General features: G+C 71.8%; 7 protein-coding genes and 1 pseudogene. 3 read left to right on the top strand and 5 right to left on the bottom strand.

Annotation, left to right across the window (positions count from 1 at the left end):
* The first annotated feature begins 173 nt into the window (after positions 1 to 173).
* A complete protein-coding gene (locus tag ACSNN8_RS11580; protein ID WP_436648687.1) occupies positions 174 to 4916 on the top strand; it encodes an ExeM/NucH family extracellular endonuclease in 4743 nt (1580 codons plus the stop codon).
* A gap of 146 nt (positions 4917 to 5062) precedes the next feature.
* Here the strand turns inward: ACSNN8_RS11580 and ACSNN8_RS11575 are convergent, their stop codons facing one another.
* From ACSNN8_RS11575 to ACSNN8_RS11560, 4 genes are all read right to left on the bottom strand, one after another.
* Complete coding sequence (locus tag ACSNN8_RS11575) at positions 5063 to 5791, bottom strand: class I SAM-dependent methyltransferase (RefSeq protein ID WP_436648685.1); 729 nt, start codon at positions 5789 to 5791, stop codon at positions 5063 to 5065.
* A 300-nt stretch (positions 5792 to 6091) separates the two neighbouring features.
* On the bottom strand, positions 6092 to 7237 hold the full coding sequence (locus ACSNN8_RS11570; protein WP_436648682.1) for an aminotransferase class V-fold PLP-dependent enzyme: 1146 nt from the start codon (positions 7235 to 7237) through the stop codon (positions 6092 to 6094).
* A complete protein-coding gene (locus ACSNN8_RS11565) occupies positions 7237 to 8544 on the bottom strand; it encodes a pyridoxal-phosphate dependent enzyme (RefSeq protein ID WP_436648680.1) in 1308 nt (435 codons plus the stop codon). Before ACSNN8_RS11565 ends, ACSNN8_RS11570 begins: the two co-directional genes overlap by 1 nt.
* Positions 8541 to 9917 (bottom strand): Y4yA family PLP-dependent enzyme, encoded by a 1377-nt coding sequence (locus ACSNN8_RS11560; protein ID WP_436648679.1) that lies wholly within the window; start codon positions 9915 to 9917, stop codon positions 8541 to 8543. The genes ACSNN8_RS11565 and ACSNN8_RS11560 overlap by 4 nt, the downstream gene beginning before the upstream one ends.
* 332 nt (positions 9918 to 10249) lie before the next feature.
* On the opposite strand from ACSNN8_RS11560, the gene ACSNN8_RS11555 reads away from it, so the two are divergent.
* Together ACSNN8_RS11555 and ACSNN8_RS11550 are read left to right on the top strand one after the other, a co-directional pair.
* A complete protein-coding gene (locus tag ACSNN8_RS11555) occupies positions 10250 to 11392 on the top strand; it encodes a YibE/F family protein (protein WP_436648677.1) in 1143 nt (380 codons plus the stop codon).
* Between the two features lie 172 nt (positions 11393 to 11564).
* A complete protein-coding gene (locus tag ACSNN8_RS11550) occupies positions 11565 to 12011 on the top strand; it encodes a hypothetical protein (RefSeq protein ID WP_436648675.1) in 447 nt (148 codons plus the stop codon).
* A gap of 73 nt (positions 12012 to 12084) precedes the next feature.
* Here the strand turns inward: ACSNN8_RS11550 and ACSNN8_RS11545 are convergent.
* Positions 12085 to 13863 (bottom strand): annotated as a pseudogene (locus ACSNN8_RS11545) (PhoX family protein); the annotation flags it as partial.
* Positions 13864 to 13879: the final 16 nt, after the last annotated feature.

Genomic DNA, 13879 nt, shown 5'->3' with positions numbered 1-13879 from the left:
CCGTACAAAAGCGAACAATGAAGGGGCCGCCGAGGCGCAACGAGTGTCCGGAAAGCGACCCGCCACCGGGCATTCACCTGCCCTAATGCCTATTCGTTACCTATTCGAGCGTCCATCGTCATGCTCGCTACCTAGCCTCCGGCGGATCACCTTCGTTCGGAGGAAAGTTCTCGATGCATCGATTTTTGCGCGGCGGCCCGTCCGCGGCGGCGCTACGAGCAGTCGGCGCGGCAGCCCTCGCCACCACGATCGGCTTGAGCCTGGCCGGACCGGCCGTGGCCGCCGACCCCGGAGACCCGTTCCTCAGCGAGATCCACTACGACAACGCCGGCGCCGACAGCGGTGAGGCGATCGAGGTGCAGGCCCCGGCCGGCTTCGACCTGACCGGCTGGCAGATCGTCCTCTACAACGGCAGCGGCGGCGCGAGCTACCACACCGCGACGCTCAGCGGCGCCGTGCCCGAGGCCGGAGTGGTCGTGCAGACCTATCCCGCCAACGGCATCCAGAACGGCGCGCCCGACGGCGTGGCCCTGGTGCGGCCCGACGGCACGGTCGTCGAGTTCCTCAGCTACGAGGGCGTGCTGACCGCGACCAACGGGCCCGCCTCCGGGCGGACCAGCGTGGACCTCGGCGTCGCGGAGCTCGACTCCACGCCCGCCGGGCAGTCGCTGCAGAAGGTCGACGGGAAGTGGCAGGCCCCGGCGGCCGCCTCCTTCGGCAAGCTCAACGTGGCCGTCCCGGACGAGCCCGACGAGCCGTCGACCGGCTGCGACACCGCGGCCACCCACACCATCGCGCAGGTGCAGGGCACCGGCGCGGACACCCCCGTGGCCAACACCAAGGTCACCGTGGAGGGCGTCGTCACCGCGGACCACCGTGCCGGCGGCTACAACGGCGTCTACGTGCAGACCGCGGGCACGGGCGGCGACCGCCCGGTGGCGGCCGGCACCGCCTCGGACGCGATCTTCGTGTTCTTCGGCCCGAGCGCGGCCAACGCGCCGGCGGTCGCGATCGGCGACCGGGTGCGGGTCACCGGCACGGTCACCGAGTACAACGGGCTCACTGAGCTCACCACCGCCGCGAAGGCCGACACGCAGGTCTGCGCGACCGGGGTGCCGCTGCCCGCGCCGGTCGCGCTGAGCCTGCCGCTCGACGACGCGGCCCGCGAGTCGGTCGAGTCGATGCTGGTCGCGCCCGTCGGCGCGTACACGGTCTCGGACGTCTACAACGCCAACCGCTACGGCGAGATCATCCTGGCCGCGGGCGACGACCCCGCCAGGATCCCGACCGACGTGGCCCGCCCGGGTTCGCCCGAGGCCGGCGCGGTCAAGGCCGCGAACAAGGTGCGGCGGATCCTGCTGGACGACGGCCGGACCACCAACCTCGCCACCGCCGGGCTCCCCCCGGCGTACCTGACCAAGGACGACCCGGTCCGCGTGGGCGACACCGTGGAGAAGTTCGGGCCCAGCGTCCTCAGCTACGGCTTCAGCGAGTGGCGCCTGCAGCCGGCGAACCCCGCGGAGCCTGGCACGACGTTCAAGGACACCAACCCGCGTACGCCGGCTCCGGCGAACGTGGGCGGGGACATCCGCGTCGCCAGCTTCAACGTGCTCAACTACTTCGTCCACTTCGGCGGCGAGGCCCGCGGCGCGGCGGACGAGGCCGCGCTGGCCAAGCAGCAGGCGAAGATCGTCTCGGCGATCAGCGCGCTGGACGCCGACGTGGTCGCGCTCATGGAGATCGAGAACTCGGTCCGGTTCGAGGCGGACGACCCGCAGGAGGCGCTGCGGACGCTCGTCGGGGCGCTGAATGCCTCCGACGGCGCGGGCACCTGGGACTACGTACGCTCGCCGGCCGACCTGCCGGGCCCCGAGCAGCAGGACTTCATCACCACCGCGATCATCTTCAAGCCGGCCGCGGTGACGCCCAAGGGCGCTGCCCGGTCGGTGAACGACGAGTCGGTGTGGGCGAACGCCCGCGAGCCGATCGCGCAGACGTTCACCGCGGGCTCGGCCACCTTCACCGTGGTCGCCAACCACCTCAAGTCCAAGAGCGCCTCGACGACCCCGACCGGGGACAACGTGGACACCGGCGACGGGCAGGGCGCGTACAACGGTGACCGCAAGCGGCAGGCGGCCGCGCTCGCCGCGTTCGTGGGCACGCTCGGCACCTCCGACGTGCTCCTGCTGGGCGACTTCAACGCGTACAGCCAGGAGGACCCGATCCGGGTGCTCGCCGACGCCGGGTACTCCAACGTCGCGGACGTGGACGACGCGTCGTACGTCTTCGGCGGCGAGTCCGGCTCGCTGGACCACGCCCTGGCCTCCGCCTCGCTCGCGAAGCGGGTCACGGGCGTGGACGTCTGGAACATCAACTCGGTCGAGTCGTTCGCGTACGAGTACGACGGCTACGCGCCGTTCTACGCCCCCGGCCCGTACCGGGCCAGCGACCACGACCCGGTCGTCGTGGGGCTGTCGACCAAGGCCACCGGTCCGGTCGACCTGCAGCTGCTGAGCATCAACGACTTCCACGGCCGGCTCGAGCAGCCGTCCGCCGGCAACGGCGGCGCCGCCCAGCTCGTCGGGATGGTCGACCAGCTGCGGACCGCCAACCCCAATACCGCGTGGGTGTCCGCCGGCGACAACATCGGCGCCTCCACCTTCATCTCGGCGATCGACGGCGACAACCCGACGATCGACGCGCTGAACGCCGGCGGCCTGGCCGTCTCGGCGGTCGGCAACCACGAGTTCGACAAGGGCCTCGCCGACCTGCAGGGCCGCGTCGAGTCCCGGGCGAAGTTCCCGTACCTGGCGGCCAACGTCTACAAGAACGGCGAGCGGGTGCTGCCCGGCTACAGCGTGCAGACGCTCGGCGGGGTCAAGGTCGGCTACATCGGCGTGGTCACCGAGCAGACCGCGTCGCTGGTCAGCCCGGACGGCATCGCCGGCGTCGAGTTCCGCGACCCGGTCGCCGAGGCCAACACGCTGGCCACGCAGCTCTCCGACGGCAACGAGACCAACGGCGAGGCCGACGTGCTCGTGCTGCTCGCCCACGAGGGCGCGGCGACCGAGAACATCGGCTCGGCGGCGGCGCTGCAGGCCGACCCGGTGTTCGGCGACTTCACCCGGGTCAGCGCCGACATCGACGTCATCTTCAGCGGGCACACCCATCAGCCGTACGCCTTCGAGGTGCCCGTGCCGGGCACCGAGCGCACCCGTCCGGTGATCCAGGCGGAGGATTACGGCCTGCGGGTCGGCAAGGCCGTGCTGACGTACGACCCGGCGACCAAGTCGGTCACCAAGTCGACGGCCGAACTGCTCAACGTGACCGGCTACCCGGCGGACGCCGAGGTCGCCGCGATCGTGGCGAAGGCCAAGGAGACCGCCGCCGAGCTCGGCAAGCAGCCGCTCGGCAAGATCACGGCGGACATCAAGCGGGCCTACACCAGCGCGGGCGCCGAGGACCGCGGGGCGGAGTCGGTGCTGGGCAACTTCATCGCCGACGTGCAGCTCGACCAGACCAGCGCGGCCGGCCGCGGCGGCGCGCAGATCGCCTTCATGAACCCGGGCGGTCTGCGGGCGGACCTGCTGTTCCGTACGGACGGCACGGTCACCTACGCCGACGCGTTCGCGGTGCAGCCGTTCGCCAACGACGTGGTCACCCAGTCGCTGACCGGCGCGCAGATCAAGCAGGTGCTCGAGGAGCAATGGCAGCCGGCTGGGGCGTCCCGGCCGGTGCTGCACCTCGGCGTGTCCAAGGGGCTGACCTACTCGTACGACGCCTCCCAGCCGCAGGGCTCACGCATCATCGCGTCGACCCTCAAGCTGAACGGCGTCGTGATCGACCCGACGGCCACCTACCGCGTCACGTCGAACTCGTTCCTGGCCGCGGGTGGCGACAACTTCACCACGCTCGGCAAGGGCACCAACCGCGTCACCACCGGCGACAACGACCTGACGATGCTGGTGAACTACTTCGCCGCGCACTCACCGGTCACCGCCGACACCGCGCCGCGCAGCACCGCCGGCGTGGCCGACAGCACCCCGCCGACCGGCACCTTCGCGCTGGGCGCCACGGCGGTCTGGGCCGGCCAGAAGGTGACGCTGAACCAGGTGGCGCTGGCCGACGACGTGGCCAGGATCGACGTCGACTGGGGCGACGGGGTGTCCGACTCGGCGACCTCGCACGTGTACGCCAAGACCGGCACGTACACCGTGTCGGTGCGGCTCACCGACAGGGCCGGCAACACCGCCACGGCTGGCTTCCAGGGCCCGGCGGTCGTCAAGGTCACGGCGCAGCCCGGCAAGTACCTGCTCGCGCCGAAGTCGATCTGGGCCGGGCAGTCCACGGTGCTCGCGGTGAGCAAGGTGGACGGCGCCACCAAGGTCGTCGTCGACTGGGGCGACGGCGCGTCCGCCACCGTGTCGCCCAACGGCGCGCTGGTCACGCACGCCTATCCCAAGGCCGGCACCTTCGCGGTGACGGTCACGCCGCACAACGCGGCCGGTGCGGGCACGGCCGTGGCGGTCGGCCCGGTCAAGGTCACGGCCGACACGTACGCCCCGGTCGTGCACCTGGCCGTGCCGTTGAGCCCGGCGTCGGCGTCCTCGTGGCGGGCGGTGTCGGGCCTGGTCACCGACAAGGGCGTCGGCGCGACCGCGGTCCAGGCGTCGCTGATCCAGGAGCGGTCCGGCGGGTGGTTCTTCTACGACGGCGCCGCGTGGGTCAAGGCTTCGTCGCAGGCCGACGCGGCCGCCAAGGCCAAGCGGCTCACCGACGCCCCGTCGCTGCTGGGCACGTGGAGCATCGGTATCAAGGGCGCCGCGAAGGGCACCCTGAAGGTCACCTACACGGCGACCGACCGGGCGGGCAACGCCGCGGAGGCCCAGACCTACACGGTCAAGGTCACCAAGTAGCACCGAACGGTCACGAGCCCCCGTCTCCGCTGCCGGAGGCGGGGGCTCGCCCGTTCAGGCGAGCGCGACCAGAGCGGCGTGGCGGCTGTCCGCTCGTCGTTTCAGGCGAGCGCGACCAGGGCGGCGTGGCGGCTGTCCCTGTCGTGTCAGGCGAGCGCAACCAGAGCAGCGTGGCGGCCGTCGCGCCAGAGAAGGCCGGCCTCGCGGAACCCGGCGTCGCGGACGGCTGCGGCGTGCCAGGCGACCGAGCCGGCGAAGTTGGCGGGCGCGCGCGAACGGAAGACCTCGGAGCGCGCGGCCATGAGCTCGCCGAACGACTCGGCCGCCTCGCCCCACCACTGGGCCCAGGCCAGCTCGGCGGCGGCCTCGCCCGGAGCGGGGTTGAGCGCGTCCGTCACCGAGGGCAGGCCGTCGTCGGGCATCAGGTCGGCGACGACCAGCAGGCCGCCCGGCGACATCGCGCGGTGGCAGCGGCGGTAGAGCGCCCGGATCAGCGGCGGGCGCAGGTAGTGCACGGTCATCATGGCGGTGACCAGGTCGTAGCCGTCGCCGGCGGTCGTGGCCCAGGAGTCGTCGCCCAGGTCGGCCTCGAGGACCGTCACCGTGCCGGGGACGCCGTCGCGGGCGAGTGCGAGCAGCACCGGGTCGATGTCGATCAGCGTGACCGCGGCGCGCGGCCAGCGGCCGGCCATCCGCGCGGCCACCAGGCCGGGGCCGCCGCCGAGGTCGAGCACGCGGTGGGGCGCCCGGCCAAGCACCGCCTCGGCGGCCTCGGCAACGACCGCCTCCAGCGACGCGAGGCCGGGCACGAATCCGGTCATCACCTCGTCCCACGCGGTGCGCCAGCACGCGGATTCAACGGCGATCGACGGCATGGGCCCATCCTCGAAGCAACGGAAATGACAACCATTTCTAACAGGTGGGCGGGGGATGGTTGCGGCGGGGGCGGCTGACGCGAGCGGGACAGGCGGTCGGGCGGGCTGGCAGGCGGGCGGGCGGGCGAGCAGGCGGGCCGGTCGGGCGGTCGGGCAGGCGAGCGGGCCGGGCAGGCAGGCGGACGGTCGGGAGGGCGGGCAGGCGGGCCGGTCGGGGGGTCGGGCAGGCGAGCGGGCCGGGCAGGCAGGCGGACGGTCGGGAGGGCGGGCAGGGCGGCGGCGAGCAGACGGGTGCGCGGCTCAAGCGTTGAGGGCGGCGAGGGTGTCGAGCAGACGGTCCACCTCGTGGGGGGTGTTGTAGACGTGCAGGCTCACCCGTACGGAAGAAGTCTTCTCTCCCTCGGAGCCCTGGCAATGGCCGTCGGCGCGGACGAGGAAACCGTCGGCGGCCAGGATGAAACCAAGGTCGTTGGAGGCGATCCCGCGGTGCCGGAAGGTGACGATCCCGTGCCGGCGCTGCACCGATGAGCCGGCCGTCAGGCTGCTCTGACATCCGAGCACCTCGTAGCTGCCCAGCGAGGCGAGCCCGTCGGTGAGGCGCGCGCCCAGCTCGGTGACGTACGCCGAGATCCGGGCCAGGCCCACCGACGAGAGCCACTCCATGGCCGCGGCGAGGCTGACGATGCCGGCGGTGTTCGGCGACCCGCTCCACCCGGCCGGTTGAAAGCGGGGGCCGCGCCGGTTCGCGGCCCAGACGGCGCCGATGCCGGGCAGGGCCATCGCCTTGTGGCCGGAGAACACCAGGAAGTCCACGTCGAGGCCGGTCACGGAGATGGGCAGGTGGCCGAAGCTCTGCGCGGCGTCCAGGCAGATCGGGACGCCGGGAGCCGCCGCGCGCAGCCGGTGCACGTTCATGTCGTTGCCGTAGACGTGGTGCACGTGGGTGGCGGCGATCAGCCGGGTGCGCGGACCGACCGGCAGGCGCGCCACGTCGTAGTCGTTCGCGGCGTCGTACGGCAGCGGGAGCACCACGACTTCGATGCCCCGGCGGCGTGCGAGGTCGGCCGCCTCCAGCCACGGCACGAGGTTCGCGCTGTGGTCGGCGTACGGGACGATGATCTCGTCGCCGTCGCGCAGCTGCGGGAGCAGCCAGTCGAGCGCGACTCGGCGCAGGCCCTCGGTGGTGCCGCCGACGAAGTGCACGCCCGACTCGTCCGGGGCGCCCAGGAACTCGCGGACCAGGTCCGCGGTCGCCGCGATGCGGGCGGTGGTGCGGTTCGCCCACGGATAGGTGCCGCGTGCGGCATTGGCGTTCTCGCTGGTCAGGTACGTCATCACGGCGTCGAGCACGGCCTGCGGCCGCTGCGAGGTGGCGGCGCTGTCCAGGTACGCCACCCCGGGGTTGCTCACGAGCTGGGGGAACTGCGCGCGGATGGCAGGCGTCATCAGTCACGCACCAGCCGCGCACCCGCGTCGCGCCACGCGATGATGCCGCCGGCCAGCGACCGTACGGCCGGGTGGCCCATCCGCGTCAGCAAGGCGGCGTACCGGGCCGACTTCTCGCCCACCGGGCAGACCAGCAGCACCGGCCGGCGCCGGCCGAACGGCAGTCCACCGTGGAGCAGCTCGGCGAACAGCTCGTCGACGATGTTGACCGAGCCGTCGATGTGCAGGGCCTGATACGCGTGCGGGCTGCGCAGGTCGACGACGAGCCCGGGCCACCGCGCCGCCTCCTCGACGTCGACCGTGGGCGCCGCGGCGATCTCCGCGTCGGTCAGGTCGCGGGAGTCGTGGCGGCGCGCCGGACGCCCGAACAGCGCGGGCCGCCGGTCGCGCAGATACGACAGGTAGCTCTCCACCCGGTCGCACACGATGAAGACGGCCGTCCTGCGCGAGGTCAGCGACGCGTCGACGGCGCGCAGGTGGCGTACGGCCCCCTGGTAGGCGCCCCCACCGGTGGGCCCGGCCGGCGTGCCGCACCGGCGCAGCAGCGTCAGCAGCCCGTCGATGGCGTCGTCCGCGGTGATCGTCTCGATCGCGTCGTACACGCCGGGCTCGAACAGCCCCACCTCGTGCACCTCGTCGATCGTGCGGATGCCGGGGATGAAGTCGCTCTTCGCCGCGACCAGCCCGATCACGCGGACGTCCGGGTCGTGCTGGCGCAGCGCGCGGGCCACGCCGGTCGACGACCCGGCCGTGCCGACGCAGGCGACGAAGAAGTCGGGCGCGCGGCCGTCCAGGTCCTTGACGATCTCGGGCCCGGTGCCGTGCAGGTGGGCCTCGACGTTGCGCTCGTTGAAGTACTGGTCGGTGTGCAGGTATCCGCTGCCGCTCGCGCTCAGCGAGCGGTGCAGGCGCGAGAGCGGGTCCTCGGTGTCGGACGGGTCGAGGCACTCCGCCTGGCCGGGCAGCTCCTCGATCTCGGCGCCGAGCAGTAGAAGAAGGTCCTTGATCTCGGGAACCTTCATCCGGTTGGTCACGCTCTTGAACGGCAGCCCGTGCATCCCGGCGATCATGGCGAGCGCCTTGGCCGTGTTGCCGCTGGAGAGCTCGACCACGGTGTCGCCGCGCGCGGCCGCGCCGGGCAGCAGCGGGCGGACCATCTGCCAGGCGGCGCGGTCCTTGAGCGAGCCGAACGGGTTGAGCAGCTCCATCTTGGCGTACAGGTCGATGTGGCGCAGGCCGTGCACGGCCGGGTCGATGCGCACCAGCGGGGTGTTGCCGATCGCCTCGGTCATGTCGTCGAATCTCATGCTGCCTCCGCGCGCTCGTGGACGGGCCAGTACTGCTCGTCGAGGCACCAGCCCCAGTCGCCGCCGGTCCGGAACAGCGCGACCTTGCGGGCGATCGGCTGGTGCAGGGCGCGGGTGGCGCTGAAGTCCATGAAGTAGCCCGCGGTGTTGACGAACGCGAGCAGGTCGCCGGGCCGGGGCCGGACGGGCAGGCTCACCCGCCGCCGCGTGATCAGGTCGGACTCCAGGCACAGGTTGCCGAGCAGGTACACCTCGGTGGGCTCGGCGGCGCGCTCCTCCCGCGGGATCACGACCGGATCCATGAGCACGCCGTGTTCCTCGAGGCTCACGTCGCGGGCGTTGAGATCCAGCCGTACGAGGGTGTCCGGCCCGTCGCGGACCTCGAGCACCCGCGCCAGCACGAGCCCGCACTGGTCGAGCAGCGCGCGGCCGGGCTCGACGTCGAGGTCGATCATGCTGTCGAGCAGCAGCGTGCCGAGCGGCCGGCGTCGCTCCGGAGCCGGGGTGGCCAGCAGCCGGTCGAGATAGGAGGGTCCGGCGACCGGGCGGTACGCGGGGTAGAGGCCCAGCGTCCCGCGGAGGGTGCCGCCCTGGTTGCGCAGCCCGTAACCGTGCCCGTTCCAGGTCATCGGCGGCCGGCGCCCCAGCACGGCCTGGGCCAGCTCGGACGTATACCGCTCCCACTGCTCGCCGTCGGCCAGGTAGTTGACGCCGAACCCGCCGCCGATGTCCACTGACCAGGCCGGCAGGTCGCGGCGGCGGCACTCGTCGAGCGCGGCCAGGCAGGACTCGAGCGCGATCGCCTTCTCGGCCAGGCCGACCGTGTCGAGGTGGTAGGAGACGCCGACGAGCTCCAGCCGGTCGGTGTGCTTCTCGAGCCGGTCCAGCGCCGCCGCGAGCAATGCGGACGGCACCCCGAAGCGGCTGCGGCGGCTGACCAGCTGGACGCCGGGCGAGGCGAACCCGGACAGGCGGACCATCACCCGTACGCGGGGAAGCCGGTGTGCCGCCACCAGTGCGGCGAGCTCGTCCAGCTCGTCGAGCGAGTCGGCGTTCACGATGACGCCGCTGCGCGCGGCCAGCCAGAGGAACTCCCTGGTCTTGGGGCCGGTGGCCATGATGCGGCCGGGCCCGAACCCGGCGCCGAGCGCGTGCTGCAGCTCGGCCAGCGAGGCCACGTCGGCCCCGGCCCCGCTGCCGGCGTCGGTGGCGGCCAGCTCGCGCAGCAGGGCGGCGGACCGGTTCGCCTTGTGGGCGAAATAGATGCGGCCGCGCAGCCGATGCCGCCGATAGACCGCCCGGAACGCCTCCGCATTGGCCGCGAGAGCCTGCGGCAGAACAACGTTGAGAGGCGATCCGAGCGCGTTCGTCAACTGATGCAGAAGCGCGGGCGCGGCGAGAACCGATTGGGTGTCCGGTTCGATTCTGGGGGTCAGCGGAAGGGGATGCGAAGCAGGCACGAAACGACTCCCCGGATGGCCGTTGAGCAGGTCAGGTGGGGTCGGCAATCTCTTCGCTGAGACGGTTTCCTCAACGTAGCCGATGGCCCGGTCGCTCGCCAAGAGGAATCAATACATTCGGTGATCCCGTCGTTACCGATGCATATGTCAATACCTTTGTCGTTGATTCGGCACGCTTGGGGGCGGCAGTTTCTTGTGCATATGTGCATTCATTCATGCTCGGCGTGCGGGCTAACCTGCTGCGCATGAATCGCGCGGGCGGCCGGCACTCACACACCCACGACCACCTCCCGGCGGCGTCCCGGCGTACCCGCCGTGTCGTGGCCGCCGTGCTGGTGCCCGCGGCGCTCGCCACGCTGATCGCGATGCTGGTGCTGTGGCCGGGCCGGGTCGACCTGCCCGCCGGAGCCGAGCCGGCCGGGGATCGCGTGTCCGGCACGGTCACCGCCGTGAACGGTGAATCAGTCACCGTACGCGTCGACGGCGGCCCGGAGGTCACCGCCGACCGGCCGGAGGGCCCCGGCGCCGTGAACGTGCAGCCCGGCGACGAAGTCGTGCTGCTGCACTTCCCCGGCGCGGTGCCCGGCGGCGCGGACTACTCGATCGTCGACCACCAGCGCGACGGCCCGCTGGTCTGGCTGCTGGCGCTCACGATCGCCGTGATCCTCGTCTTCGGCCGGTGGCGCGGGCTCACCTCGCTGGCCGGCCTCGCGATCAGCTTCGCGGTGCTGCTGCTTTTCGTGATCCCCGCGATCCTCGACGGCTCGCCGCCGCTGCTGGTCGCGGTCGTCGGCGCCTCCGCGATCATGTTCGCCGCGCTGTATCTGACCCACGGCGTCACCGTGCACACGTCGGTCGCGGTCGCCGGCACGCTCGCCAGCCTGGTCGTCACCGGCCTGCTCGGCGTCGCGTTCACCGCCGCCCTGCACCTGACCGGCGTCGCCAACGAGGACGACTCGTTCCTGTCGGCGAGCCAGGGCGACATCGACATGCGCGGCCTTCTGCTCGCCGGCATCATCATCGGCGCGCTGGGCGTCCTCGACGACGTCACCGTCACCCAGGCCGCCACGGTCGCCGAGATGGCGCAGGCCGGCGGGCTCGGCCGCTGGGCGCTCTACCGGGCCGCGATCCGCATCGGCCGGGCCCACGTGGCCTCCGCCGTCAACACCATCGTCCTCGCGTACGCCGGCGCCTCGCTCCCGTTGTTGCTGCTGCTCGCCGCGGGCGCGCAGCCCGTGACCGACGTGCTGACCGGCGAACTGCTCGGCCAGGAGATCCTCCGCAGCGCCGTCGGCACGATCGGCCTGGTCGCCTCGGTCCCGATCACCACCGCGCTCGCGGTCCTGGTCGCCGACCTGCCCGTCAATGGCCGGCACCGCTTCACATAGATGCCGGCCGCTTGCCGCGCGTATCGCCGGGCTGCTCGCAGGTGACAGCCACCGACATCCGCAGAGATGGGCCGCTGCGCATCTTGGATGCGCTGCTACCAAATTCGGCATCCGCTGGCATGATCTTGCCAGGCCGTGAGGAAGCCCATGGCCGAGGCGGCAGGAGGCGACAGTGGGATTCTTCGGCACCTACCTGTTCGACGGCGAGCGGTGGAATGGGTGCGAGCGGGACGACCTGCCCTCGGCCTCAGAGCCTTGGCTCCTGGTGGATATCCACGACAGTGACTTCACGGAGGTCGTCTACCGCCCTGCGGGCCCGGGAAGCGGCGCTGCGTACCTCGGCTTCACTCCCCGGGTGTACTTCGAGAACCAGAACGCGTCCGATCCGACGGACGTGGCACGGGAAGCGAAGGGGCTGGCGTCCTGGTGGGCACGCTTCCGCAGCGATGGCGATGTCGCGCGGATCGTAGCCAAGGAAGCTGAGCTGAGGACCTACCTCGCCGGTGACAAGGAGCCCACAGAGGACGGTCTCGATGACGCCGACGTGTTTGTCGAGGTGAAGACGGCCCGCTTCGTCGGCGCGCTCGGTCTACCGCCGATCGAGGATCTCCCGCGTTGACGTTGCCCCCGAACGGACCCCGAGCTCGGCCGCGGTGGCGGCCGCGGCTATGGGACGCCGCGGCCGCCGGGGGTCAGCTGCCTACGGGGCCGCCGTCGAGGCGCCAGCTCACCACGACGGCGGGCTTGGCGTAGTCGCCGTCGGGCCAGGTGGAGACGGGCTTGTCCACCGTGGCGCCGGTGATCTCGCCGGGGTGCTGCACGGCTACGAGGACCGAGCGGTCGTCGCCGGTGATGAACGGGCCGCAGGTCTCGGCGCCGCGCGGCACGGTGAGGAACTGGCGCAGGTGGCCGCGCTCGGGGCCCTCGATGGGCGTGGCGAACAGGCCGTCGTTGCTGCCCAGCGCGTTGCCGTCGGTGGAGATCCAGAGGTTGCCGGCGCTGTCGAAGGCGACGTTGTCGGGGCAGGAGATCGGCGAGACGGCCGTCTTGTCGTACCCGCCGAAGTAGGTGTCCGCCGCGGCGGGATCGCCGCACACGATCGGCAGCGACCAGGTGAAGGACTCGCCGGTGTGGTCGCCCTTGTCCTCGACGATCTCGAAGATGTGCCCGTGCTTGTTATTGGCGCGCGGGTTGGCCTCGTCCACGCCGGGGTTGGCGCCGACCGCACGGTTGGTGTTGTTGGTCATGGCGGCGTAGATCTTTCCCGTACGCAGCGAGGGCTGCACGTCCTCGGGACGGTCCATCTTGGTCGCCTTGACGATGTCGCCGGCCAGCCGCGTGAAGGTCAGCACGTCCGCGGCGGTCATCCCGGGCACGTACGACTTGTTCCCGGAGACCAGCTTGATCCACTTGCCCGTACCGTCGAAGGCCCCGTCCGAGGGCAGCTTGCCGGTGCCGTCGATCTCAGCGGCGGGGCTGTCACCGGTGACCTGGGCGACGTAGAGCGTGCCCGACTCGAGCAGCGTCAGGTTGTGCCGCCGGTTGCCGGGGATGTACTTCTTGTCCGACACGAACTTGTAGAGGTAGTCGAACCGCTCGTCGTCACCCATGTACGCGACCACGTGCCCGCTCCTGGCGACGATGACGTTGGCGCCCTCGTGCTTGAAGCGGCCCATCGCGGTGTGCTTGCGCGGCGGGGCGTCCGGGTCGAACGGGTCCACCTCGACGATCCAGCCGAACCGGTTCGCCTCGTTGGGGTGCTTGGCCAGGTCGAAGCGCTCCTGCGCGCGCTCCCACTTGCGCGAGCCGCTCGGGTAGCGCGCGGTCGTCGAGATGCCGTAGCGGGCCAGGCGGGGCTTGTCGGCCTCGGCCACCGCGTCGCCGCCGACGAAGTACTGGTTGAAGTTCTCCTCGCCGGACAGCACGGTGCCCCACGGCGTGACGCCGCCGGAGCAGTTGTTGAGCGTGCCGATGACGTACTGGCCCTTGGGGTCGGCGGCGGTCTTCAGCGCCGCCGTGCCCGCCGCCGGGCCGTCCAGCTCGAACACCGTCTCGAGCGCGGTGATGCGCCGGTTGTAGGCCGGCCGACGTGAGCGCACCGGCTGCCACTGGCCGGTGCGTCCGGTCCGCTCGATCTCGACGACCGACAGGCCGTGCGCGGCCATCGCCACCTTGACCTGCTCGACGGAGAGCGCGTCCAGGCTGGTGAAGCCCGGGAACATCAGCTCCTCGTTGGTGTACTCGTGGTTGACCACGAGCAGCGCGCGGTCGTCGGAGGTGCCGAACGGCAGCACGCCCACGAAGTCGTTGTTGTAGCCGAACTGCTGCGACTGCCGCTTCGCGGTCTGGTTGCCCAGGTCGAAGTCGGGGGCGCCGGGCACCACGGGGTCGCCCCAGCGGATCACGACCGACGAGTCGTACCCGTTCGGGACGACCAGGGTGTCGAGCGTGTTCGGCGGTATCGCCTTGAAGCCGATCCGGCCGGCC

Source organism: Actinoplanes sp. URMC 104, from assembly GCF_051386375.1.
Taxonomy (GTDB): domain Bacteria; phylum Actinomycetota; class Actinomycetes; order Mycobacteriales; family Micromonosporaceae; genus Actinoplanes.
The sequence above is the reverse complement of the archived record's forward strand: the minus strand, read 5'-3'. Positions and strand labels throughout refer to the sequence as shown.